This window comes from Methanosarcina sp. KYL-1, assembly GCF_024372725.1.
In the GTDB taxonomy this organism is placed as follows: Archaea; Halobacteriota; Methanosarcinia; order Methanosarcinales; family Methanosarcinaceae; genus Methanosarcina.
The window spans coordinates 1-24,530 of sequence record NZ_VOUA01000012.1; the positions used below are offsets into that span (position 1 = coordinate 1).

General features: G+C 47.1%; 23 protein-coding genes. 15 read left to right on the plus strand and 8 right to left on the minus strand.

The genetic code is table 11. The features are described 5' to 3' along the window. The first annotated feature begins 207 nt into the window (after nucleotides 1–207). A complete protein-coding gene (locus tag FTO70_RS09600) occupies nucleotides 208–696 on the plus strand; it encodes a hypothetical protein (RefSeq protein ID WP_255335538.1) in 489 nt (162 codons plus the stop codon). A gap of 182 nt (nucleotides 697–878) precedes the next feature. On the opposite strand, the gene FTO70_RS09605 is transcribed toward FTO70_RS09600, so the two are convergent. Continuing rightward, the gene (locus FTO70_RS09605) at nucleotides 879–2,222 is read right to left on the minus strand and encodes a serine/threonine-protein kinase (RefSeq protein WP_255335539.1); all 1,344 of its coding nucleotides are present in this window, start codon (nucleotides 2,220–2,222) and stop codon (nucleotides 879–881) included. Between the two features lie 1,611 nt (nucleotides 2,223–3,833). Between FTO70_RS09605 and FTO70_RS09610 the strand changes: the two genes are divergently transcribed. Together FTO70_RS09610 and FTO70_RS09615 are read left to right on the plus strand one after the other, a co-directional pair. Continuing rightward, complete coding sequence (locus FTO70_RS09610) at nucleotides 3,834–4,124, plus strand: hypothetical protein (protein ID WP_255335540.1); 291 nt, start codon at nucleotides 3,834–3,836, stop codon at nucleotides 4,122–4,124. Further along, nucleotides 4,121–4,492, plus strand: coding sequence for a DUF6516 family protein (locus FTO70_RS09615; RefSeq protein WP_255335541.1), 372 nt, complete (start codon nucleotides 4,121–4,123; stop codon nucleotides 4,490–4,492). The genes FTO70_RS09610 and FTO70_RS09615 overlap by 4 nt, the downstream gene beginning before the upstream one ends. Nucleotides 4,493–5,093: 601 nt before the next feature. Here FTO70_RS09615 and FTO70_RS09620 read toward each other — a convergent pair. Further along, complete coding sequence (locus tag FTO70_RS09620) at nucleotides 5,094–5,537, minus strand: protease inhibitor I42 family protein (protein ID WP_255335542.1); 444 nt, start codon at nucleotides 5,535–5,537, stop codon at nucleotides 5,094–5,096. A 223-nt stretch (nucleotides 5,538–5,760) separates the two neighbouring features. On the opposite strand from FTO70_RS09620, the gene FTO70_RS09625 reads away from it, so the two are divergent. The 3 genes from FTO70_RS09625 to FTO70_RS09635 all read left to right on the plus strand — a co-directional run bounded on the left by FTO70_RS09625 (nucleotide 5,761) and on the right by FTO70_RS09635 (nucleotide 8,855). Then, complete coding sequence (locus tag FTO70_RS09625; protein WP_255335543.1) at nucleotides 5,761–6,345, plus strand: metal-dependent hydrolase; 585 nt, start codon at nucleotides 5,761–5,763, stop codon at nucleotides 6,343–6,345. A 1,273-nt stretch (nucleotides 6,346–7,618) separates the two neighbouring features. Continuing rightward, on the plus strand, nucleotides 7,619–7,909 hold the full coding sequence (locus FTO70_RS09630) for a hypothetical protein (RefSeq protein ID WP_255335544.1): 291 nt from the start codon (nucleotides 7,619–7,621) through the stop codon (nucleotides 7,907–7,909). A gap of 160 nt (nucleotides 7,910–8,069) precedes the next feature. Then, on the plus strand, nucleotides 8,070–8,855 hold the full coding sequence (locus FTO70_RS09635; protein WP_255335545.1) for a winged helix-turn-helix domain-containing protein: 786 nt from the start codon (nucleotides 8,070–8,072) through the stop codon (nucleotides 8,853–8,855). Between the two features lie 91 nt (nucleotides 8,856–8,946). Here the strand turns inward: FTO70_RS09635 and FTO70_RS09640 are convergent, their stop codons facing one another. Next, complete coding sequence (locus FTO70_RS09640) at nucleotides 8,947–9,354, minus strand: DUF3784 domain-containing protein (RefSeq protein WP_255335546.1); 408 nt, start codon at nucleotides 9,352–9,354, stop codon at nucleotides 8,947–8,949. 141 nt (nucleotides 9,355–9,495) lie between these two features. Between FTO70_RS09640 and FTO70_RS09645 the strand changes: the two genes are divergently transcribed. Then, the gene (locus FTO70_RS09645; RefSeq protein ID WP_255335547.1) at nucleotides 9,496–9,786 is read left to right on the plus strand and encodes a hypothetical protein; all 291 of its coding nucleotides are present in this window, start codon (nucleotides 9,496–9,498) and stop codon (nucleotides 9,784–9,786) included. 537 nt (nucleotides 9,787–10,323) lie between these two features. Further along, nucleotides 10,324–10,839 (plus strand): formaldehyde-activating enzyme, encoded by a 516-nt coding sequence (fae, locus tag FTO70_RS09650; protein ID WP_255335548.1) that lies wholly within the window; start codon nucleotides 10,324–10,326, stop codon nucleotides 10,837–10,839. Between the two features lie 343 nt (nucleotides 10,840–11,182). Here fae and FTO70_RS09655 read toward each other — a convergent pair whose 3' ends face one another. The 4 genes from FTO70_RS09655 to FTO70_RS09670 form a co-directional block, all read right to left on the minus strand. Continuing rightward, complete coding sequence (locus FTO70_RS09655; protein WP_255335549.1) at nucleotides 11,183–13,900, minus strand: FAD-binding and (Fe-S)-binding domain-containing protein; 2,718 nt, start codon at nucleotides 13,898–13,900, stop codon at nucleotides 11,183–11,185. Nucleotides 13,901–14,204: 304 nt separating this feature from the next. After that, nucleotides 14,205–14,675, minus strand: coding sequence for a DUF3784 domain-containing protein (locus FTO70_RS09660; protein ID WP_369694358.1), 471 nt, complete (start codon nucleotides 14,673–14,675; stop codon nucleotides 14,205–14,207). Between the two features lie 28 nt (nucleotides 14,676–14,703). Next, nucleotides 14,704–15,354: a TrkA family potassium uptake protein gene (locus FTO70_RS09665; RefSeq protein WP_255335550.1), complete on the minus strand. Its 651-nt coding sequence runs from the start codon at nucleotides 15,352–15,354 to the stop codon at nucleotides 14,704–14,706. A gap of 95 nt (nucleotides 15,355–15,449) precedes the next feature. Further along, nucleotides 15,450–16,892, minus strand: a complete 1,443-nt coding sequence (locus FTO70_RS09670; RefSeq protein ID WP_255335551.1) for a TrkH family potassium uptake protein — start codon at nucleotides 16,890–16,892, stop codon at nucleotides 15,450–15,452. A 143-nt stretch (nucleotides 16,893–17,035) separates the two neighbouring features. Between FTO70_RS09670 and FTO70_RS09675 the strand changes: the two genes are divergently transcribed. The 5 genes from FTO70_RS09675 (at nucleotide 17,036) to FTO70_RS09695 (ending at nucleotide 22,589) form a co-directional block, all read left to right on the plus strand. Continuing rightward, the gene (locus tag FTO70_RS09675; RefSeq protein ID WP_255335552.1) at nucleotides 17,036–18,844 is read left to right on the plus strand and encodes an SLC13 family permease; all 1,809 of its coding nucleotides are present in this window, start codon (nucleotides 17,036–17,038) and stop codon (nucleotides 18,842–18,844) included. A gap of 431 nt (nucleotides 18,845–19,275) precedes the next feature. Further along, nucleotides 19,276–20,700, plus strand: a complete 1,425-nt coding sequence (locus FTO70_RS09680) for a rhodanese-like domain-containing protein (protein ID WP_255335553.1) — start codon at nucleotides 19,276–19,278, stop codon at nucleotides 20,698–20,700. Nucleotides 20,701–20,727: 27 nt separating this feature from the next. Next, nucleotides 20,728–21,246 (plus strand): YeeE/YedE thiosulfate transporter family protein, encoded by a 519-nt coding sequence (locus FTO70_RS09685; RefSeq protein ID WP_255335554.1) that lies wholly within the window; start codon nucleotides 20,728–20,730, stop codon nucleotides 21,244–21,246. A gap of 153 nt (nucleotides 21,247–21,399) precedes the next feature. Then, nucleotides 21,400–21,993, plus strand: a complete 594-nt coding sequence (locus tag FTO70_RS09690; protein ID WP_255335555.1) for a YeeE/YedE thiosulfate transporter family protein — start codon at nucleotides 21,400–21,402, stop codon at nucleotides 21,991–21,993. 188 nt (nucleotides 21,994–22,181) lie between these two features. Beyond that, nucleotides 22,182–22,589 carry a DUF1699 family protein gene (locus tag FTO70_RS09695; RefSeq protein WP_255335556.1) on the plus strand — a complete coding sequence of 136 codons (408 nt, stop codon included), beginning with the start codon at nucleotides 22,182–22,184 and terminating at the stop codon, nucleotides 22,587–22,589. Nucleotides 22,590–22,729: 140 nt separating this feature from the next. Here the strand turns inward: FTO70_RS09695 and FTO70_RS09700 are convergent, their stop codons facing one another. Then, complete coding sequence (locus tag FTO70_RS09700) at nucleotides 22,730–23,095, minus strand: hypothetical protein (RefSeq protein ID WP_255335557.1); 366 nt, start codon at nucleotides 23,093–23,095, stop codon at nucleotides 22,730–22,732. Nucleotides 23,096–23,355: 260 nt separating this feature from the next. On the opposite strand from FTO70_RS09700, the gene FTO70_RS09705 reads away from it, so the two are divergent. Together FTO70_RS09705 and FTO70_RS09710 are read left to right on the plus strand one after the other, a co-directional pair. Beyond that, nucleotides 23,356–24,150 (plus strand): winged helix-turn-helix domain-containing protein, encoded by a 795-nt coding sequence (locus FTO70_RS09705; RefSeq protein ID WP_255335558.1) that lies wholly within the window; start codon nucleotides 23,356–23,358, stop codon nucleotides 24,148–24,150. A 142-nt stretch (nucleotides 24,151–24,292) separates the two neighbouring features. Next, nucleotides 24,293–24,472 (plus strand): hypothetical protein, encoded by a 180-nt coding sequence (locus FTO70_RS09710; protein WP_255335559.1) that lies wholly within the window; start codon nucleotides 24,293–24,295, stop codon nucleotides 24,470–24,472. Nucleotides 24,473–24,530: the final 58 nt, after the last annotated feature.

The window sequence follows — 24,530 nt, forward strand, 5'->3', positions numbered from 1 at the left end:
ATTCAATTTTAGGGGCATATCTAGGCTTACATGGTGGAAAAGACATACGGAGGCAGTTTTTATCCCATATAAAGGTATCGAACAGCCTCGTTTATGAGGAGATGAAAATTAGCGAAGTACTGAAGTAAACAAAACACTTCAACTACCTATCGAAAAACCACTTAGTATTCAAACAAAACTTCATGCGTATCCGAGATCGGTGATATGATGCAAGATCTTGAACCCATGCCAGACAAAACATTTTGGCTTTTTGATCTAGTAGATTTTGCTGAAAATGAACTCCATGAAAAGGGAGTGGTTGGGAAATTAAAATTTGAAAAACTGAATGTAAAAGTTAGAGAAGAGCTAAGAAAAGAGGACTTATATATTGGTCAGTGGGATTTGGCCATTAATTTTAGGGGGCCTGTTGATCCTGGACTTTCAAGATTACTCGACAAATATCAAAAATTAGAATTATTTGAGCTTGAAGAATTTCAAAACAAGACCTTGAAGTATAGTTTAACGGAAAAAGGAAAAAAGTTCAAACAAGGATGCGAAAAGTATTTCTCACGAATAAATCCAAACTTCCATAGTGCGCTTGATCGAGTTCATATAATGCTGTCAAAAGAAATTAATAAATCTGGAAAAGAGCTTGTAGAAACTTCTGAAGATATACAAAAAATGAAAAAGGAAATCTTGGGTGAGAAAATAAAGTAAAGCCAATTTATCCTTCAATACTAAGGCAAAATATTCGCTCAAATTCATAAATAAGTCTATTTTTGAGGACATTTGAAATGTAAAATCATACTTTACGCAGATATCTTCCCAATTTTCACAATTTCCTCTGCTGTCTTTTCATGCTATATTAGGAGAACATCTGTGGAAAGTAAGTAAAATGATTATGAGTTATTAACTACTGAATCCCAAATAGCTCTAAATGCTGGATTAAGATCTTCTCTTTTTATATCTTTAGCAACCATTTTGAAATGTACTTTTTCTTTTATTAATAATCCGTTAACAGCGATAATTTCGTCTATATCTCTTACATCTAACAATAATTCAATAAAAGTATCCATTGCTGCAAATCTGTTTAAACTCACAGAAGAGATTAAAATGCTTTTTAAGGCAGAAACTTTTAAATCAACTTTTTTTGTGTTTAAATATACAATTTTCATTCTTCTTGCAATTGTTTCCGCATATTCAAAGGGGATGTCATAATAACCGAGATTACAAATTATTTCTGAATATACTTCAATTATTTTTTCGAAATTTATGGTTTCATTGATGACCATTTTTTTTAATAATTTTAAAGGAATCATATCAAAAAAGTCTAAAAATAATTTGCTATCATTTTCAAACATGAACATCAAATGTAATAGTTCTTCAACTTTTTGTTCTTCGTAAATTCCTTCTTCAAAATTTCTATTAATTTCTGATAAAAGAGATTCAAAGGATCCACTTGGATTTTTTTTCGGATCTATTAAAGACGAGACGTTATCTAATGCTTCCAACAAATCATCAACAGATTGGAATCTATCATTGGGATTATTTCTAGTTGCTTTTAATATAATATATCCAAAACCAGTGGGTATCAACTTTTCATCAATTGTGGCTGGAGATGTGCCCGTCAAAATATTATAAAGTGTTTTTCCTAATTGATATATATCACTCCTATTATCCATCTCTCTAGATGAATTAAATGATTCTGGAGGTAAATATTCAAGAGTACCCATAGTTTGATGTGTTGTTGTTAAAGTCATTGTATCTCTTTGTTCAAATTTCCCTATGCCCAAATCAGTGACTAGAACTCTTTCATCTTCAGAAATAAGAAAATTATGAGGCTTTATGTCTCTATGAACCTCGCCAGCGTCATGAATTGCCTTAATTCCTTTACAAGCTTCTCTAAAATATCTTAAAGCAATTTGTGGATTTTCTTTCAATTTATCAATTTTATCTTCTAGTGAACATTTTGCTAGTGGCATTACAAAATATTGAGGCTCTTCCTCCAAGTTATAATCTAATATACTCATTACATTTTCATGATCCAGTCTTTCCATTAACCTTACTTCTCTGGCAAATCGTCTCTTACTTTCTTCATCGTTTTCATTGCACATTTTAAGTGCGAGTATATTTCCTGTTAAACAGTCCGTGACTTGATATACTGTTCCGCAACCCCCTGTTTCAATCAGTTTATCAACTAAATATTTGTTTCCTATGATAATTCCTTGATTACTACCATTCATTGATCTCACCTATTATTTTCATAATTAAAAGCATAAAAATTAAGAGTTAGTATTCTTGTTGATTCAATTAATTTTTTTGATTCATATTTCTTTTAAAATTTAGGTATAACTTTTTATTGGACTCCCAAGTCTAAATATTTGTACTATATTTTCTTTCATAGAATCATTTTAGACAATAAGTACAAAGTATATGATAAAAATTTCTTTGAGTTTTTATTATTCAATTTATGAAAATAAAGACTAAGATGAAATGTTTGATATTGAGGTTACTGTCCCTGCAATATGCTCTGAAGGAAAATAATAAAGGTGACTTTATTGAGACCTTCCATCCTTCACCTCGGAACAAAAAACCAGGTCGCAGAGCAAAAACGATCGGATTTTTCAAAAAGGTATGCCGGGAATTCTTACGAAAGTACGATAAGACCGGGAGCCGGATATTATTGCGGGGATCTGTTGCAGGGGTCGTTCTGTCGTTGTTCTCTTTAGCGCATGAGCTCCGGCAGCTCCGGCTAAGTTCTAAGCGTCCCGGCACTGGCGAAAAATAAAAAGAGAGTCTTGAATGTCCTGTCACTTTTCTTCTCTCCCATTCAACCTTTACCTTTCTCAAATTCCCTCTCTAATCAGTGCGTGAGACCTTCCATCATACGCTTGAGAACAAAAAAACAGGTCCCAGAGCAAAAACTCTCAAATTTCTCAAAAAAAGTATGCCGGGTATTTTCACGGAAGTACGATAAGGCCGGGAGCCGGATATTATTGCGGGTATCGGTTGCAGGGGTTGTTCTGTCGTTGTTCTCTTTAGCGCATGAGCTCCGGCAGCTCCGGCTGAGTTCTAAGCGCCCCGGCACTGGCGAAAAATAAAAAGTGAGTCTTGAATGTCCTGTCACTTTTCTTCTCTCCCATTCAACCTTTACCTTTCTCAAATTCCCTCTCTAATCAGTGCGTGAGACCTTCCATCATACGCTTGAGAACAAAAAAACAGGTCCCGGAGCAAAAACTCTCAAATTTCTCAAAAAGGTATGCCGGGTATTTTTACGAAAGTACGATAAGGCCGGGAGCCGGATATTATTGCGGGGGTTCGGCTTTAGAAGTTGTTTCGGTGGTGTTTTCTTTGGCGCATGAGCTCCGGCAGCTCCGGCTGAGTTCTAAGCGCCCCGGCACTGGCAAAAAATAAAAATTGAGTCTTGAATATCCCCGGTTTCTTCTCCCCATTCGACTTTTACCCTCCTCGAATTACCGTTTTAGCAAGTGCGTGGTCCTTCCGTCCTGCGCCTGAGAACAGGGACCCAGGTCCCGGAGCAAAAACTCTCAAATTTCTCAAAAAGGTATGCCGGGTATTTTTACGAAAGTACGATAAGGCCGGGAGCCGGATATTATTGCGGGATTCGGCTTTAGAAGTTTTTCCGGCGGTGTTTTCTTCGGCGCATGAGCTCCGGCAGCCCCGGCTGAGTTCTAAGCGCCCCAACACTGGCAAAAAATAAAAAATAAGTCTTAAAAATTCCTATTCTCTTCTCTCGATAAGACTTCTTGAACCCTGTTTTTTCAACTAACAGGAAGCGCCTGTGAATCACCTTATTATAAAATGAAACATAATTTCTATCTGGTGAAAGGGACATGACTCTCACTGTGGACATAAAAGGTGACTTCACTCCCCAGGAGGTAAGTGAGGTCATTCGTGCAGCGCTGGAGCAAAACGAGCGCATTGCAAAATACAAAATAAAGAAGTATTCGGGGATTTGCGAGGATTTCGAGAAAAAATACGGGATGGGCTCCGATCTTTTTATGGAAAAATTCGAGAGCGGAGAACTTGGAGATGATGAAGACTTTTTCGACTGGTATGCGGCAAAAAGGGGACTTGATATCTGGAATAAAAAACTTGAGATAATCTCGGGGATCCGGATATGAATTTCAGGGATTATTACCTGGAAATCGAATCCCTGCTCAGGGAATGTTCCCTGATCACTCATTTTTCTGTTGATTTTGAAGAGATCACCGCTGATGCAGGGTCCTTAAAAGGTAATATAGAGCTGATGAACGGTTCTACTCTTCATTTCTTTGAATTTATTGAAATTCGCAGTAACAGTCCTGTACTTGCTAAATACAGGTATCACTGGCAGTCACCACAGGGCAATCTGGTAAAAAGGTGGGATAATGCCCCCCACCATAAGGAACTTGACACTTTTCCTCATCATGTTCATGGGCCTGAAGGGGTGCGTCCCTCTCCTCCCGTTGACCTGAAATCGATACTTGAAGAAATTATCAATTCTGAATAAACAAGTTTTACCAACCTCAAATATTGTTGGCCGGTTAATTTTTTTATGAAAACGCTTCTATTATCGGATTTCTGCTGAAGTTCCTCTTTTACTACGGCTGCCTCATTTCAGTTCCGTGTGGCCGCTACAACCAAAAAATAAAAATTAAGTTTTGTAACTCTCATTGCTTTCCTTCTCCTATTCGGCCTTTAACCTTTCTCGAATCCCTTCTCTAATCCGTGCGTCCCTCCTCTTTCCCGTGCTTTAATTACAAAAACCAGGTCGCATAGCAAAAACTCTCAAATTTCTCAAAAAAGTATGCCGGGAATTCTTACGAAAGTACGATAAGGCCGGGAGCCGGATATTATTGCGGGGATCGGTTGCAGGGGTCGTTTTGTCGGTGTTCTCTTCGGTGCATGAGCTCCGGCAGCCCCGGCTGAGTTCCAGGCGCCCCGGCACTGGCAAAAAATAAAAATTGAGTCTTAAAAAGTTGTTCCGGTGGTTTTTCCATTTGCATGTTTACTACGGCTGCTCGGTTTTCAGTTCCGTGCAGCTCATCACAATCAAAAAATAAAATTTAAGTCTTAAAAAAAGAAACAGGTCCGAAAAGCGAAAACGCCTTTCAGACAACCTCGACAGTGAGTTTAAAAGTCTCCTCCTCGCCGGTCGTATTCATCCAGGATTGTTTGTATATGCCGTCTATCTGCTGGCTGCCCGGAGCCGCGGCTTCGATTATCCATGTGTGGTTTCCGGGAACACCAACCTCACCTTCGGGAGCCGGGTCCTGAGTATAATAGTCGTCGAGAATGCTGAGTCCCTCGCTCAGGTTGAGTTGCCAGGAGGCACCTGTGGAAGGGTTTTCCCTGAGTTTAAGGGTGAAATTCTCCCCTTTTTTGAGGCTTACGGTTTTTCCGCTGTCAGCTTCGGTTACTACCATACCTGTTTCCGTGGTTTCGTTTCCTGGAGTTTCGTTTCCCGGAGTCTCTGTCTTTTCGGTGCAGCCGGCTGCAAAGAGAACGGCAGCTATGAGAAGGAGCACTGCTATTGCTTTTAAAATTTTACTCATAAATATTCCCTCAAAGATTCTCTTACTCTACGTCAAAATGAACATTTATGCATTGATTTTCTTTTGATTAAAATTTTTTTAGTATTTCGGCTGGTATGCGGCAAAAAGGGGGCTCGATATCTGGAATAAAAAACCTGGGATCATCTCGGGGGTCCGGATATGAATTCCTGAAGGAACTTTAGTTCGTATATTTCTTTATACCTTAAAGGAAATATTTTTAATCATGCCCTATCCGGTTGCACATGCCCTTTTCTTTGTATTCTTCATCGGGGCAGCAGGGGTTTATGCTCTGGTCGGACCTCTTTTTCGCGGGGAACTTTCATCCGGTGACGCAAAGAGGATTTTATTACTGCTGTTTGCGGGCGGTTTTAGTTCGCTGTTCCCGGACCTTATAGTTGTTTATAACTTAATCGTAAAAGGGACTATGGAACACTGCTGGATCGGCCCGTTCCCGACGCATTCGATTTTATTCAGTTTTTCTGCAGTCCTGTTCTGGGGGGTTGTCGGATATGCAGTATACGGGAAGTTCGATAGGGCCGCATACCTGGGGCTTTTTGCCTGGGCTGCGTCCCTTTCACACCTGCTGCTCGACGATATCGATGAAGGCGGGATATATTATTTTTATCCGGTATACGATAAACAGGTCAGCGTATTTTCGTACATGGGCCTGGGTTTTTCAGAAGTTAGTTTATTTCATTACCTGATAGCATCTTTCGTATCTGTCTTCTTTATTTCCGTTATAATTATGATGGCTCTATTTGCGTTGAGTCATTTTGGTTTCGAGTTCAGGTACAGGTCCGAAAAGTGAGGCACGTAACCCTAAATTCCCATATTCATCTTTTTTGTCTTTGCCCGGAAAGGCCAGGATATCAACCGGGAGGCAGCTATTTGCGTTCCGGATTTTTTCGGTTTTTTCCGGATTTTCCGGTTTTATCTGTACGGATGTCCGGGTATGAATGAGCAACGAAGCGTCTTAAGCGCATTCTTCGTAAGGTTTATATATTTTCCACGCAAATAATAGAATTGTACAAAAGTCTCTACTTTGGAGAGTGTTTTTCTAAATAATGCTGCACAAAAGGATCAATTCTTGCGAACCTGCAGACATATCCAGGGAAGTTTTCAGCTTTTTATCTAATTTTCGGAGCTTAGTAGAGTGAATTCTACGCCCTGGAATTGGTGACACCATAATTTTTTTGGTTTAGTTGGAAACAACCTGCTTTATTGAAACTAAAACCGAAGGATAAGAAAAACACAAAAAACACTAAAATAAAAAAAATATAAAAAAACGCTCTTAAAAATTTTACTTGGAGAGTTCGAAGCAATATGTCAGACGAATCCGATGATTCAGACAGTAGTGATAGTAGCCGTAGTAGCAGTCGTCAGAGAATACTTACTATAGCCGGTATAGCCCTTTGTGTTATACAATTTACTTTCTTCGTATACACGATCGTAAAGTTCATGGAATTTGACTTCTCCCAGGGGTTCAAGTTCATGCTGCTTGCATACACATCGGCGTTCGCGTATAAGGGGCTTGAAAATTCAGGGTTCAACCTGTTTCCCTTACGGAACTAAGTAATGCCAAATAATGGGGTGCGGATTTCCCTTCCGCATTTCCCACAACTCTTTTTCCATTTCACATTTCTTTTTTAAGCGCATTTTCTAATGCATTTTCTAATAATACTATCCTTAACTCCGGAAAACGTTTTTCAGTCTAATTGTTGATAGGTATCCCCCGCCAGCTTGCCTGGCGGCGCCTCCCCAAAAAGAAATAAAAGAGACAAATAAAAGAGCCATGAAAGCGAGTATTCTTAAAAACGATGTGAGATGATGAGTCCTGGTTGTGATGACTAAAATTAGGGGAATCCGGACAGCCATTTTGTTCTTTTAATATCTAATGAGTATCAACCGGTAAAGGGGGAAGAACATGATTTATTCGGTTCTGTTTTTCAGTTATGTTTTTCAGTTATGTTTTTCGTTTATGCTTTTTCGGCTCAAAAGGCTTCACACGGCCTGAAGAAAAGCAAAAAGAGATATAGGATCACTTTTTTTAGTATCAGAAACAATTCTTCTATGGGATAAATATGGATCTTACCTTGCAGATTGATACCGATTACTCGCTTCAGGAAGCAAGCGAGGTCATTCGCTCGGCTCTTGAACACGAGAAGCACCTTGCGAAATACAAGGTATACCGCTATTCCATGATCTGCGATGAATTTGAAGACCAGTATGACCTGATCTCCACGGAGTTCATGGAAAAATTCGAAGCCGGAGAGTTCATTGATGATGATAAGTATTTTGACTGGTACGCTGCAAAAAGAGGGCTTGACCACTGGAAAAAAAAGCTGGCTGTCCTTGAGGCCGTGAAACCCTGAACCGGCCGGGTGCCGGGTTTCTGGAGGACTTTTCAGCAAGTACGTGCCCTCACAACATCTAATTATATTTAGTTTGTATGTTAACGGCGACAACTATATATTTTCTTACCTCATTTTATTATTAAGTCTATTGCCATGTTTTTCAGAAGGGTCTGCCGGAATGAACAAAAAGATTATTGATCTGGTTTTTATGTCCGAAAAGAGAAAAAAGCTTCTTCTCTTTATGAAAGACGGGCCGAAGAGCATGGATGAAATCGAAGAGTCCCTTTTAGTAGATTCCATTTCAATCCTGCCCCAGCTCAAAAAGCTGAAAGAAAGGAGCCTGGTTTCCCAGGAAGGGCGTGAATACAAACTTTCTCTGATAGGAAGGGTCATCGCAGAAAGGATGCGGCCTCTGGTGGACACGGTGGACGTCCTGGAGAAAAATTTCGATTACTGGGCGCAGCGGGACCTTGAAGGGGTCCCCCATTTCCTGCGGGAACGCCTCGGAGACCTGAAAAACTGCAAACTTGTCCGGCCCGACCTGAACCACATGTTCGAACTCAACCCCGAATTCGTGGAAAACCTTTCCCTTTCAAAGCAGGTGATGGGATGTGCTTCTTATTTCAATCCCGCCTTTCCTCCCCTCTACATCGAACTTGCAAAAAAAGGGACTGAGATCTATTTTGTGCTGACCGAACCCGTGCTCAGGAGGTTCCAAACGGACTACAGGGAAGATATGAGCGCCCTGCTGGGGCTTGAAAACGTAAATATCTTCCTTTTTCCGGAAGAACTGAAACTTGCAGGGCTCACAGTTACAGACAGGTTCCTCCTGCTTGCCCTCTCTCCCGAAGGAAGGTACTTTGACCATGAATCCCTTATATCTTTTGAACAGGAAGCCCTTAACTGGGGCAGGGAACTTTTCCTGCACATGCAAAAAGAGGCAGTCCGGGTCCGCGAAATTTGAGGCAGGCTTAATTTCTTATTCAGTTTCTTATTCAGTTTCTTACTTTACTTCCTCACTTTACTTTCTTACTTTACTTTCTTACTTTAATTTCTCACTTTATTTTGGTTCCTGCATTCTCGGCTTTAATTCGCTTCCTGAATTCTCTATTTTTATTTCTGCCTGAATTCCCCGCTTTAATTCCAGGCTGTGACTTCGGGCTCTCTTTTACCTCAAACTTTTCAAAACCCCGGTACATCCAGAAAAGCACGCCTATGGATACCAGGAGAATCAGCTTTCCCACCCACTCCTTCAGCACGGGTAGCTGTTCAACCAGGATATTGATTAGCAGGAGCAGGACTCCAAGCAGCATCAGGTTTGAGCCCCCCCATTTTGCAAATCCTTCTTTATCCCTTATCTTTTTAGGGTCGTAAGCCGAAAGCAGGCCTGCAAGCCTGAAGCGCCAGACCATGAGCCCGAAACCTATAAAGAAGATGCTGAGAAACAGGAGGGGTTTTTCCATCAATTTCCACCTTTCGAGGTTTTTCACTAAGAATCTTTTTAGGCTACAGTTAATAAATTTACCCTCTAATAAGCTTACCCAATTTGTATGTTTCATTACCACTTTATATAAAATGAGAGACTATTCTAAGCGGGGATAGTTATGAGTTTCAGCATGGAAATAGAAACTGATTTCTCGCCTCAGGAAGTAGTTGAGGCAATCCGTTCAGCCCTTGAACACGAAAAACATGTTTCGAAATACAAGATCAAGCGCTACTCCATGATCTGCGAGGATTTTGAAAAGAAGCACGGGTTCAGTTCTAGCGAGCTCAGGGCAAAGTTCGAAGCCGGCAACCTGACAGATGACAGCGACTTTTTCGACTGGTACGCCGCAAAAAGAGGGTTCGACCACTGGAACAAAAGGCTGGAGATCCTTTCTGGAATTTCCCTGTGAATATCTCTCCCTTATCTTCCTTTTTTTCCTTTGATTCCTTTATCCTTAGCTTCCTCTTTTCTCGGATTCTTCCTTTTTTCTTAGTTTCCTTTTTCCCTGTACCTCTCTTCTCTCCAGGTTTTGATACGATTTTTCCGGGGAGTTTCTGCTTCAAATAAGAATTTTATGCGACAGTCTCCCGTTAAACAAAGCAAACTATTTAAACCAGTGTACCTTATACAATCCGATTTATTTTTGCCACATACGAAAATAGTTATTCATTCCCGGTCAATTATTGGCACCTGTCTACATGGGTTTTAATTTTCCTCAGTCAGTCAATTTTAGCTGTTATGCCATCCAGGTTGATTTGCCGGTTAATTGGCTGGTTGATATATCTAATGTGTCTCCTGTACTGTCATTTGATGGTTGCACTGTCATTTGATGGTTGCACTGCCATTCGATGGTTGCACTGCCATTCGATGGTTGACTGCCATTCGATGGACTTCCTGCAACAGGTCCGGGTTCATGTAACTTTTTTCGTTTTGGCTCCGAATTGAGGTGTTTAATTTGGTAAAAACTGTTCTCAAAAGTCTGGTAGGAGAAGCTCTCATCGGTTCCGGCCCGGAAATTGCCCACATCGACCTTGTCATCGGGCCGCGGGGCGGGCCTGTAGAAACTGCATTTATGAACTCCCTTGCAATGCCGAGAAAGGGGCACACCCCCCTCCTTGCTGTTCTTGAGCCGAATCTTCAGCCAAAGCCCGTGACCCTGCTCGTAAACAAGGTCACGATTAAAAACGTGGGCCAGGCTGCCCTGATGTACGGGCCTGCCCAGGCTGCGGTCGCAAAAGCGGTCATGGATTCGGTAGCAGAAGGCGTGCTCCCGAAAGAGCAGGCTGATGACCTCTTCATAATCGTCTCGGTCTTTATAGAATGGGACGCAAAGGACAAGGACAAAGTCTACGAGTACAACTACGAAGCTACGAAGCTTGCAATTGCCCGTGCCATGGAAGAAAAGCCGACTGTCGAAGAAGCGCTGGCCAAAAAAGACTCTGCAAAGCACCCGTTTGCATAATGCAGATTCAGGTTTGAACCTGTTTTGTTTCAGGCCGTTTGGTTCTAATCCTGTTCTTTTCCGGTTATGACGGCTGGAATCCGGGATTTCCGGGCGGCCATTTTTTTCTTTTACTCAATAAATATACTCAAAATAAATATCAACTGCGTAAGATTTACGGTCAGAAATATTGAGTGAAAAAATGTTGAGTATGGAAGAAACGCCGGTGGGCGCTTCTCCTGCAGTGAGCCTTTCTACGGTTTCGCAGGTTTGGAAGCAAATTTGTAGGAAGCAAATTTGTTGGAAGCATGTTTGTGGAAGCGTTGGTTTTGCGGAAGCTGAAAGGCACTATCTGTCTACTCAATCATTTTCTCTTCATACAACTTGTACTTAAAAGTTGTCCTGCCTGCTGCATGAAGCCGGAGATGGGCTCGGTTGGGTCAAAGACGTATTCGTATCCCAGGGCTTCCACGACCAGGTCCGTGAGGTCCTTTTGCCTTATCGGGGCCTGTGCCAGGTTCGAGGCAAAGTTAAGCTGGGAAGCGCAGCCTGCGCAGTTTGTTATTACGCAGTCGGCACCTGTGTCCAGGGCTTCTTTCAGGCGGGCCTCAGCGCAGTGTCCGACCGTCCCCATGTCGGAAAAGGCGGCGACCAGGCCGCAGCAGAGGCTGTTTTCGCGGGTATGCTCCATCTCCACCAGTTCCAGGCCCGGGATGGCTTTGAGCACGTTCCTGGGCTGGTCGTAGGTATCGAACCAGCGTCCCACGTGGCAGGAATCGTGGTAGGTGACCTTCCTGTCCAGGGGTTTTTCGAACTTCAGCTTCCCTTCGCGGACAAGCTCGTCCAGGAGCACGGTTATGTGCTTTGTCTCTATGTCCCAGTCCAGGCCGAGCAGTTCCGCCACATGGGGGTAGTGCTCCGTGAAGGTGGCAAAGCAGCCGGGACATGAGAGGACCAGGGTCTTTATCCCGCGCTTTTTCATGTTCTCGATGTTCTTTGCCGCGACTTTTGCAAAGTCTTCCATGTAGCCTCCAAGCGCCAGGTAGAGCCCGCAGCAAGCTTCCTTTTCCTCGCCGAGGTTCACAAACTCCAGGCCGGCTGCCGTCATTATCCGGGCGATGTTCTGGGGCATGTTTTTCGAGACTATGGAAGCCCAGCAGCCAGGCCAGTACCCGACCTTCCCGCTCTCCAGGGTCTTGATGTCGGATTTGACATCTTCCGTGATCCATTCCCGGGCCTCGTTGGGAAGGCCCCAGAAGTTTCCGCTTGAGAGTACGTTTTCCCTGACCGCGGCAAGCCCCGTGTTCTCGAACTTTTTCCCGAGAACGCCCCGGATGTTGATCCAGTGGTGGGCAATCGGGATGTCGGTCTGGCATTTCACGTCGCACTTCTTGCAGGTCGTGCAGCAGAATAGGGAGTCTGCGGCCTTTTCTTCCAGCTCGATGTTGCCTTTCAGGTATTCGGCCAGAAGGTACCACTTCCCGCGCGGGGAGTTGCTTTCCCAGGGCCTGGCGTCAAAGACCGTGCAGCTGCTCCGGCAGGACCCGCACTGGGCACAGACAAAGGCGTCTTTCCCGATCTCTGCAGGCATCCTGCCCCCAAAATCAAAGGGCAGCGGTTCGTTTCCGAGCAGGTTTCCCATGCTGCAGAGGGCGGATTTGCTCATGCCCGCCATTTTCATGGCCGAATTCAGGAGTTTGATAGGTGAATGGCGGTCAGCCGAAGGAGGTAATATCTTCCCGGGGTTCATAAGGCCCTGGGGGTCGGCTTCTTTCTTGTGGGAAACGATCCGGTCAAAAAGCTCTTTTCCGAAATGTTCTCTTGCCTGCTCCGTAAAGTACATCCCAAGAGCCGTGAGCTCTCCCCCGTGCCGTTTCGCCAGGTCCGTGGCGACAAGGGATGCGGAATATTTCAGGGGGAAGGTGAGTTTGCGCTCGTCAGCCAGCATGAAGCCCATCATTGTGAGCCTGTCGGGAGTAACCATTATACCCTCAAAGACAAAGCCTCCCCTGAACTTTCCCTCAACGGCTTTAAGATAGGCGGCAAAGGAGTCAAGCTGGATGACCACTTCATTTGCCACCACTGAAGGCCCGAGGCGCTTCAGGCGCATTGAGTGGAAGCGGTTTTTCCACTCATGGAGGGCAAGTTCCGAGGAGAGGATTTTTCCTGCATGCCGCTGTATGGTCTTTTCAAGGGGCTGCCCGATTTTCTCGGCCCGGGATTCGGGGTAAACAAAGAGTGCGATGTATTTTCCTCCTGGCAGCAGCTTTTCCCCATGCTTTCCCCCGTGGGCCTGCTGGCTCATCTTTGCAAATCCCGGGGTCTGGATGTGCACGGACCAGAGCCTGAGCCCGGAATCCCTGATTTCTTTCAGGGCAGCTTCCAGAGACCCGGAATCAGGGAATGCGGCAAGCAGGGGAGTATCGGTATCAGCTTTCCTAACCCTGAGCTTTACTTTTGTGATGAGGCCTGTGATCCCTTCAAGCCCGTAGACAAGGTCCAGGTCGGAGCCTTTCAGCACCTTCAGCTCTCCTTTCGGGTCTGCGATTTCCACGGAGGTCAGGTTCTCCCTGAAGTTCCCGTATTCGAAACTTCCTATCCCGCTTCCTCCCTGGGCAGCCCAGCCCCCTACGGTAGAACCCGGAGCGCTGCTGGGGTAAAGTCGGAGTGCCAGCCCTTTTTTCTTCAGTTCCTCTTCAAGCCTCTCCCAGGTAATCCCTGGCTCGACTTCCACAGTCCCTGCTTTCGGGTCGATTCCGAGAACCCTGTTCATCCGGACAAAATCAACTACAATCCCGCTTGCTGCAGGCACGGCTCCCCCAAAACCGCTGGTTGCCCCTCCTCTTGGGACCAGGGGAATTTTATGTTCCGAGGCAAGTTTGATGAGTCCGGCCACTTCGGAAGAATCCACAGGCTGCACCACGGCATCGGGTAGTGTCGAAATCGTCTTTTTTATCATCCCCGGAAGGGCCGCCATGTCATGGGAATACAGCAACCTTTCCAGCTTTTCAAAAGAAACCCTGTCTTTGAACAGGGCTTTGAGGCTGTCCTGCAATTCGGTACCTGTTCCGTTTTGTTTCAAGAGAAATCCTCTCAGTATCCTTTTTTATTAAATCTCCACGATTTTAGCATGTTTACGGTGTTAATTATGTATTTATCAGGGGATATATATCGGTTATGCATGGTATGTGCAAAATCATGCAATCTCATATGTTCAACCTTTTTCCTCTTTCCAGGCCGGATCCGAAGGTCAAAAATTCTTAAACGCTTAAAAAAGGATAATGCTTAAAAAGGATAAATGATCAAAACCCGAAACTCCACTGAAAAAGGGCCCTAAAAGTGTGAATACCTTTCTTGTGGCCGGGGTCTTATTTCATCTTCAGGACTTACGCAGTTGAACTAAAAAACAAAAGTGGAAAACACTTAACTGTATAATCACAATAATCGTGATAAGGCCTCATGTGCTTTATTTCACACCTCAAGTGCGTAAGTCCTAATCTTCTTTCGTATTTTCGGGCGCCAGCAGCTGTCAGGACTGCCAGTGTAAAGATGACGAGGATATCGAGCAGGAAAGGCTTTTCCACAGGTTCAAATCCGGAAATACTCAAAATGACATTGAGTAAGATTAGCAACCCCATTAAAACAAGGTTTCTGCCTGTCCATTTTGCAAGGCCTGCCTTATCAGACACTTTCTTTTCATCGTATCCTGCGAGGATATCCACAAGCCGGAAGCGCCAGACGGCTGTACCCAGCAGGGTCAGGAATGTACCGTAAATCAGGCGGATGAGGCTCAGGGGTTCCAGGTCGCCTGCCTCCTTTGTCCGGAATAAAGGGTGTAGTAAATCATGGGGACAGATGGCATTGAGAGCGGAACTGTCATGAGGTTCACATTTCCTTCAGTTTTTCGTAGATCCTGTTTATGTGTTCCGAACGCGTGATTATGATCAGCTCGTCTCCTTCTTCCAGTTTGGGGCCTTCCGAAGCCAGTATAAAGTCATTCTTCCTGTAAAGCCCGATACATTCGGTTTTCTCCGGAAGCGGGAGCTCGGAGATCCTTCGCCCTTTATGCTTATCTCCTGCCAGGAAACTGATGAAACGGACGTCGGCCCTGACCAGGTTGCTGAGCTGGATGGTGTCCACTTCCCTGAGGGCGTCGGCGATGATAGTGGAGGAAATGTGCGGGGGGTTGATAAGGTAGGTGAAGCCGAGTTTCTTTGCAACCTGCATGAACTTTTCGTCATCTGTCTTAATGATGACTTTTTCTATCCTTGCTTCCCGGGCGATAAGCCCTATGAGGATATTGTCCTGGTCGTGGTTCGTACAGGCCACAACAGCGTCTGCGGTTCCGATCCCTGCCTTTTCCAGGATGTCCGGACGGGTGCCTTCGGCATTGATCACAGTGCAGTCCAGTTCTTCTGCAAGTTCCCTTGCAACTTCCTCGTCCCGTTCGATCAGGACAACTTCATTTCCCTGCCTGATCTGGTTGCGGGTCAGGTGCATCCCGAGGGAACTTGCTCCCACTATAACAAGTCTCATTTCTTCGTTTCCTTTTCTATGTCCTTTTTCCTATGCTCTTCTTTTCTCTCGTATTTATTTATCTTTTCTGCCCTTCACGCTGCTCCTTTTCAGGTTTAGCGCCTGCTCTCCAACCAGGTGCGGGGCAGGAGCAGGATGCAGAGCGGGATTACCTCTACCCTTCCGAGCAGCATGTCCGCACAGAGCACGATCTTGAGCAGGGCAGGCATGGCAGGGTTCGTAACCCCTACGGATAAGCCTGCGGTTGCCAGGGCGCTTGAGGTTTCGAAGATGGCATCCCCCGAGTCGATGCCATAGAGCATGAAAATAAAGGCCGAAAAGACCAGGACCCCCGAATAGAGCAGCACGTAGGTCATGATGCGGTAGACCTCCTCGGACTCAACGACCTGTGCCCCTACTTTCAGGGGGGTGACCGCTTCCCTTGGGAGGAAAAAGCGGTAGAAGACCAGCCTGACCAGCTGCACGATCACTATCAGCCGGAAAAGCTTGATCCCGCCCGTTGTGGAGCCGATGCTGCCCCCTATGCACATGAAGGCGCTGAGGAAGCCTTTTGAGGCATCGGAAACGGGAGCAAGGCCTATGGTAGAAAAGCCAGTGCCTGTGAGGGCCGAAACCGTCTGGAAGGCGGCATCCGGCAGCACCTTCAGGAGTTCGAATCCCATGCTGCCTCCAGAAAGGGCGAAAGCGAAAATCGGGACCCCCAGCAGGGAAAGCCAGAACATGTACCTCACCTGGGGGTCTCTTGTGAGGGTCTTCCGGTCCCTGAGGATTTCGGGGTAGAGGGAGAAGCTGATTGCTCCCATGATGCAGGAGATGGTGATAAGGAAAGGAATAAGAAAGCCCCCGTATGCCCCGATGCTCTCGGGCTGGGTGGAAAAGCCGCCTGTGGAAATGGCGCTCAGGGTGTGGCAGAGGGCGTCATAAAAAGGCATCCCGGAAAAGAGCAGGAGCAGGAGGGAGAGCAGGGTCAGGCCCAGGTAGACCGCCCCGAGCGCCCTGACCGTTGCAACGACGCTCGGCCGGATCCGGCTTTCCCCGAAATTCACCCTGTAGAGCCGGAAAGCCGTGGTCCCCGGCCGGATGAGGACTCCGAGTACGAGCACGATGATCCCTATCCCGCCCACCCACTGCAGCCAGGAGCGGGTGAAGAAAAAGAGCCTTGTAGGGGAAGCAGGAGCCAGGCTCAGGCCTGTCGTGGTCAGCCCTGAAACACATTCGAAGTAGGCGTCCAGGAAAGGCATTCCGGAAGACAGGGCCATGGGGATGGCGCTTACAAAGGAACAGAGGGGGAAGGTGATGGCTGCAAGGATGACCGCCTCTTTTACTTCCAGTTCGTAGTCCGGGAGCATTTTGTGGAGTACGGCGCCTATAACCGCGCTTATGAGGACGGTTACCCCGTAAATGGAGACTGCGTCCGTCTCGCCGAGTACCAGGGCGGCGAACATGGGCACAAGCAGGACTCCGGCAAAAACCATCAGGAGATGTCCGGTGTACCTGAGGACTGCTACTGGATTTACCGGGGAGACGAGTTCGTACATAAGAGCTAATAGCAGTTTTTTCTTTAAGTCTGTTTCACTGAAATAATTTTATGGGAATGCCCTGATTTTTTTATGATGGAATCTAATTTTTATTATAGAATTCAATTTTTAAAGTGTATAGAGTTTGGGGGATGAGATTACACATGAATTCCGGCCTGACTCCTGAGGTCCTGCTGGTGCTGCTGGTCCTTGCCGGCACAATCTTTCTCTTTGTAGGGGAGTTTTTCAGGGTGGACGTAACCGCAGGTCTGGTCATGCTGGCCCTTGCCTGGACGGGCCTTGTAAGCCCCAAAGAGGCTTTTTCCGGTTTCGGGAGCAATGCCGTTGTGTCCATTATCGGGGTTATGGTCCTGGGCAGGGGCATTGACAGGACCGGGCTCATGAACCGGGTGAGCCGGAAGATCCTCTCCCTTGCGGGTTCCAGCGAAAGGAGGCTTCTCGGGGTGATCTGCACGGTTGTGGGCCTGATTTCGGCTTTCATGCAGAATATCGGTTCTGTTGCCCTTTTTTTACCTGCGGTCCTCCGGATTTCCAGGGCTGCAAAAATCCCGGCTTCCCGGCTGCTCATGCCCATGGGCTTTGCGGGGATCCTGGGGGGCACCCTTACCATGGTGGGCTCCGGGCCCCTGATCATCTTAAATGACCTCCTCCGGCAGGGCGGGCAGGAACCTTTCGGGCTCTTCAGTGTAACCCCTGTGGGGCTTGCCCTGCTATCTTCCGGGATCACATATTTCATGCTCCTTGGAAAATACGTTCTTCCCTCAAAAACCCCGGAAGAGGAAAAAGCGGAGGAGAGGGGCTCCCAGGAGCGCCTGATAGAGACCTGGCAGCTCCCTTCCGCTATTTACTGTTTCAGGGTCCCTGGAGGGTCGCCCCTTTCCGGAATGACCAGGGAAGAGTCCGGGCTCTGGAGGGACTACGGGCTACACCTGCTTGCCCTGCTTGAAGGGGATGAACTTTCTTACGCTCCCTGGCGCTACACCCGCTTTGCTCCGGGGCAGGTCCTGGCTCTCCTGGGAGAAAAGGAGAATATCGGACTTTTTGCCTCGGCTTACGGGCTTGAGCCTGTGGAAAAGTCCCTGCTCTGCACCGAACTTTCGGGGGAAGGGGCTGCCGGGTTTGCCGAAATTATAATCCGGCCCAGGTCTTCAGTTTCCGGAAAGACCCTCAGGCAGGTTGCAATGCGCAAGCACTTCGGAGTTGACCCTATCCTGCTCCTGAGCGGGGCAGAGGAAGTCCGGGAAGATTTTTCCGACCAGGTCCTGCAGGCGGGGGCTACGGTTATCGTCTATGGGCCCTGGAATGCGGTCCGGTCCCTCGGGGAAAATCCCGATTTCGTACTCCTGACCCCGGTAGAAGAAGAAAAAGCAAGGGAGGGAAAAATCGGGATTGCTTCCCTCTGCTTCCTCGGGGCAATAGGCCTTGCCTTCTCGGGCTTTACCCTTTCCCTGAGCCTGCTTTCGGGAGCTCTTGCCATGGTCCTGTTCCGGGTGCTTTCCATTGAGGAGGCTTACAGGGCGGTGGACTGGAGGACGGTCCTCCTACTGGCAGGGCTGATCCCTCTCGGCATCGCCATGGACACCAGCGGGGCTGCAGCCTTTGTTGCGGGGGAGATGATGAGGGTGATCACGGGGAGCCATCCCCTGCTCATCCTCTTTTCCATTGCAGCCCTTACAACCCTCTTTTCCCTCTTTATGTCCAACGTGGCCGCAACAGTGCTCCTGGTCCCCCTGGTTATGGTCATAGGGGAATCCACGGGCCTATCCCCAAGAGCCCTTGCTCTTCTTGTGGGAGTCTCGGCTGCCAATTCTTTTGTGCTTCCCACCCATCAGGTCAATGCCCTCTTGATAGGGCAGGGGGGATACCATAATTCGGACTACATAAAGGCAGGCGGGGTAATGACGCTTATTTTCCTGCTGATTGCAGTTGGAATGGTTTATTTTTACCTGTAAATCGGGGAAAACCATAAGCAAGGAAGGAAATGGCGGTAAAACATAATCCCGGAGCCAGGTTCACAGGGGCTGTAAATCCTCCCGGAAATGCCCGGAGATTATACTGAAGTAAAACACCATCTCCTGAATGTGAAACTGAGGGAGGTTATCATGCGCAGGAGACTTATACGGAGGTAAAATACGGAGGTAAAGCAACATACACGGGGGGAAACGCAGGTAAGACACCATAAACAAGAGATGGAAATGGATGTAAAAAAATAGGAGTAAACAAATGAATTTAATATAATCTACTATAATATACTGTAATATCTTGTATTATAAATTACAAAATAATTACCCTGTCAGAAAGGGGCTTTAAGGGTAATTTATTGATCGATCGGTCGGCAGTTGAGCCGGCAGGTTACACCTTTTAAAACCTGGGGGGATCTTGTATGTTAGTACAGCAATTTTTCGTAAAAGGCATAGCGCACAGTTCTTACATCCTGGCCGGGAAAGAAAGATGTGCAGTCATTGACCCGCGCAGGGATACCGACATTTATGTCGACGCGGCAAAGGCTCTGGGTGTGAAAATTACCCACATTCTGGAGACACACCTGCATGCCGATTTTATCTCCGGGCATATTGACCTTGCCGAAGCTACCGGGGCAAAGATTTACGCTCCTAAGTCCGGGAACTGCGAGTTCGAACATGTGGGGCTGGCTGAAGGAGACAACTTCGAAATCGAGGATATGGCCGTAAGGGTGCTGGAAACACCGGGGCACACGCCTGAACACATCTCCTACGTTGTCTCGGACACTTCCAGGGGGCCCGACCCTGTGGCCCTCTTTTGCGGGGACACGCTTTTCGTGGGAGACGTGGGAAGGCCCGACCTTTTCCCGGGACAGGCGGAGGAACTGGCATCCAAACTTTACGATAGCCTCCACTCCAAACTGCTCTCCCTTCCCGATTCATGTGAGGTCTACCCCGCCCACGGGGCAGGGTCGCTTTGCGGGAGGGCTATGGGGGCCAAGCGTTCGAGCACCATCGGGTATGAGCGCAAGTACAACTACGCCCTGAAAATTCCCGAGAAGGAACAGTTCATAGAGGCTCTAACTACCGATATGCCCCCTGCCCCTGACCATTTCTCCCGCTGCAGCAACGTGAACCGGGAGGGGCCGGCAAAGCTAAAAACCCTCTCTCCTGTCAGGGAAATTCCTCCCTCTGAATTTTTTGCACTTGCGGGGCGGACCGATACGCTTGTCCTTGATACCCGCTGTTACGAGGGTTTCGGGGGGGGACATGGGCCCGGCTCCTACAGCATCGACCTGGGCGGCAATTTCGGGACTTTTGCAGGCTGGCTTCTGCCTCCTGACCGGCAGGTCCTGCTGGTCTCGGACAGTGAGGCCCATGCCAGGGAAGCCGTGGTCTGGCTGCACAGGGTCGGGCTTGATAATGTTCTCGGCTACCTTGAAGGCGGGATGTTTGCCTGGGTGACAGGAGGTCTCCGGGCTGCGCATGTGCCCCAACTTTCGATTCCCGAACTCCATGCCAGGGCCCGGGAGGATGCCCCACTGGTAATCCTTGACGTACGGGCTCCTTCCGAGTACGAAAGCTTCCACATCGAACACGCTCTCAACATCCCGGTCCAGGAACTTCGGACGCGCTACCCCGAACTCGACCCTGATGCTGAAACCGTACTCATCTGCAGCACGGGGCACAGGTCGAGCATGGGTTGCAGCATTCTGAAACAGCACGGGTTCACCAGGGTGTACAATGCTGCAGGAGGGATGACCGGGTACAATGCTGCCGGTTACGGGCCAGAATGCCCCATGTGCTCCCTTTCCTGGGCCGGAAAGGCTGGCCGGAAGAATGCTTGAAATTTCCGGGAGCCGGGGGAAGAAGCCTTGGGTTTTCTCAGTCTGGAACAGTGGTCCCCGTATGCAGTGGGAATAGGAATCGGCATCTTGAGCTGGTTTACTTTCCTGCTTTCGGACAAACCAATCGGGGCCTCCACAGCCTATGCCAGGACAGCCGGGATGCTTGAGAAGCTTTTCAGGAGGCAAAAGGTGGGGGAGATGGCCTATTTTAAAAAGTTCCCGCCGGTTGTTGACTGGGAGTGGATGTTCGTTTCTGGCATAGTTCTCGGGTCTTTCCTTTCAGCCTGGCTCTCCGGGACTTTCAGGTTTGAGTGGGTCCCTTCAACCTGGGCTTCCAATTTCGGTCCCTCTCCCATTACCCGGGTGCTTGCTGCCCTTGTTGGTGGCTTTTTTATCGGTTTTGGGTCCAGGTGGGCAGGAGGCTGCACCAGCGGGCACGGGATTTCCGGGACGCTTCAGCTTACCCTGAGCAGCTGGATTTCAGTGATTTGCTTTTTTGCAGGCGGGGTTGCAACGGCTTTTCTTCTTTTTATTTTCGGGACATGAGGGGTAGATGAGATGAGGAACCCGCTTAAGAGCCGGATTAAGATCGGGAACAGAGTCTGATTAAGATCAGGAACATAGCCGGATGCAGTTTCATGTGAGGAGAAGAATATGAAAACTCTGGCTTGGAAACAGGTTCATATGGGGGGAAAGGAAATGAGTATGCAGAGCCGGAAGCAGGTTAATGTGGGGTGGGTAAAGTCTCTCCATTCCAGGAAAGGGCTTCAGCTCGGACTGGGCTTCTTTTTCGGGATTATTTTCGGTTTTTTGCTCCAGAAGGGCGGAGTTACCCGGTATAACGTGATCATCGGGCAGCTCCTTCTTTCCGATTTTACGGTGATGAAGGTCATACTTTCGGCGATTATCACGGGCATGATCGGGGTCCGTTTCCTGAACAGCCTGGGTTTTGCCAGCCTGCACCCGAAGCCGGGTTCTCTGGGGATGAATCTGGTCGGAGGGCTGCTTTTTGGTGTCGGTTTCGGGATCCTGGGCTACTGCCCGGGTACAATTGCGGGAGCTGTGGGAAATGGATTTCTGGATGCACTTTTTGGCGGACTTACAGGGATCCTGCTCGGAGATGTGGTCTTTGCCGAACTTTATCCAAGGATTGAGGGAGATCTCCTGAAAAAAGTGGATTATGGGGATGTAACCCTGCCAGAACTGGTGGATATCAGCCCCTGGTTGGCGGTTTTCCTGGCCGTTCTCTTTCTGGGAGGGGTGCTGTGGGGGCTGGAGAAGCTCGGGCTGTAAACTAAGCTCTAAAGCCAGCTTCTATACTCTTGCTCCTGTATTTTCAGGTACCCTCCGGAGCCCTGACAGGCTAAGGAATTATCGAAAACTTTATAAAAAATAATGGTTCGGGTAGATAAATATTTATAACAAGTAAAATCACTTATATTATCTAAAAACGTAAAGGAACTTCAAAGTGGGGGAATATTATGAAGATCAGGGTAGTGAGTTCAAGAGATGAAATCTTCACTCTTAATCCTAATGAACGAGTAGTGCACCTGGCTTTCCGGCCGTCTAACAAGGATATTTTTGCGCTGGTAGAAACCTGTCCGAAAATCGAGGTAATTCAGCTTCCGAAATCTTACAGGCGTACGGTCTCAAAGTCAATAGAAATGTTCCTTGAGATGCAGAGGATCCAGCTTATCGAAGGGGATGTCTGGGGCCACAGAAAGGACATCAACGAATACTACAGCATCCCGTCTTCCGTGATTGAGAAAATCAAAGAGTTAAAGATGGAAGGCACACCTGCAGAGAGGATAGAGGAAAAGGTTTCAAGGGAAAGCAAGCTGAATCCCGAAATGGTCGCTTACATCCTGACAAAAGAAGCCACTGTGTGAAGCATCCGGCATCGGAACACTTAGACCTTCTACTTCACCGTTTTCCCGAAGTATCCCGTTTATTCTGAAAGACCGGGCAGAAAGCTCTGCATGTTTTAAGATTTGTAGATGTGCCCTCTTTCCAGCCCCTCTTTATTTATTTAGATGGGCTTGAGGACCTGTACGTTTGTTCGGAAAGCTTTTGAAAATGTTTGAATATACTTTTGGTCGGGAAGCCTGTGAGTATACTTTTGGCTGGAAAGTCTTGGCTGGGAAGTGGGATCTCTGTCCGTTCCTCTGTCCGTTCCGGAATTTTTCCACATTTTGGGTATTTGTTCTGGATATTTTGTTCTGGTTTTTCCTGTTCTGGGTTTTCCTGTTCTGGGTTTTCCTGTTCTGGGTTTTCCTGTTCTGGGTTTTCCTGTTCTGGGTTTTCCTGTTCTGGGTTTTCCTGTTCTGGGTTTTCCTGTTCTGGGTTTTCCTGTTCTGGGTTTTCTGTTCTGGGCGTTTTGTTCTGGAGATTTCATTTTGGATATTTCACATTCGCTCCGAAGATTTCTTTCTCCGGTCCGGATAAATGGTCAGCACTTTGAATACCAGCAGTATGATAGTTATATTTAGATAAACAAACAATTATATTTATCTGGACATTCAGGTAGAGCCGGAAGGAAAAGGTGAAATCTTTTTCCTGATAGGCAGGTATTGTGGGGAATAGTAACAACTTATATAAACCGTGGGGTAGGTAGCCCATTTTAGTTTTATTTAACTCAAGAGGAAGGTTGAAGGGATGAAATCCGAACTGATGGATCTGGTTTTTCTTTCAGAAAAGAGGAAAAATCTACTGCTTTTCCTGAAAAGCGGGCCCAAAAGCATGGACGAAATAAGGGATACCCTCCAGGCTTCTTCCACTTCTATACTACCCCAGATTAAAAAATTAAAGGAACAGAACCTGGTGGTCCAGCAGGACAAAACTTATGAACTTTCTTCCATCGGAAAGGTGCTTGTCGAAAAGATGCAGCCCCTGGTAAATACCATGGAGCTTTTTGAGGACAATTTCGAATACTGGGCGGAAAGGGACCTGCAGGGAATCCCCCCATTTCTCCGGAGGCGGATCGGAGAGCTCGGGAAATGCAAACTCATAAAGCCTGACCTGAACCGGATGTTCGAATTTGATCCGGAATTCATGGAAAACCTCTTCAGCTCGGAACACGTCCTTGAAATCCTTGCCTATTTTCACCCCGACCTTACCACCATCTGCCGGGAGCTTACAAAAACAAGGGTGGAAATTTCTTTAATAATGGCCGATTCGGTGCTGCAGCGGTGCATCGAAGATCACAGGGAGGACCTCCGGAATCTGCTGGGCCTCGAATACGTAAAGATTTTCCGGTATTCAGGAGACCTGAGGATTGCAGACCTGACGGTAACCGATAAATTCCTCATGATCTCTCTTTTTCCCAGAGACCGGAACTTTGATAGGGAGAGCCTGATAAGTTACGATCCTTCTGCCCTCAAATGGGGCACGGATCTTTTCTCCTATCTTCTCCAAAATTCTACTGAATTTAAGGAAATTCCTCCTGAATAAATTTAGGGTCTCACCTCTGCAATAAACTCAGTTTTTCATTCCGGCCGATGGTCCGGTTTACCCTGTGGAGCTGCCCGCAGTTCGGGCAGATCAGTATGATTTCAAAAGAGTATCCATTTTTCAGTGGGGCAGTTGGCCCGGTATGTGGACCTGGTGGCTCAGGATATTGGGGCTCAGGATATGGGGCCGGAAACTGTTGTTTGTAGGCACGCACGGAAAGGCTGTGGTTATAAGGAAGGAAAATGGGTTTTTCAGGACTGTTGTCCTTGTCCCGGAAAATCCCGATGAATTAAGGAGAAGGATCAAGCAGGTCATGCAGTAAAACTCAGGCACTCTGGCTGCCAATACTTCTCCCAGTTATTTTTTTACTTTCAATTTTT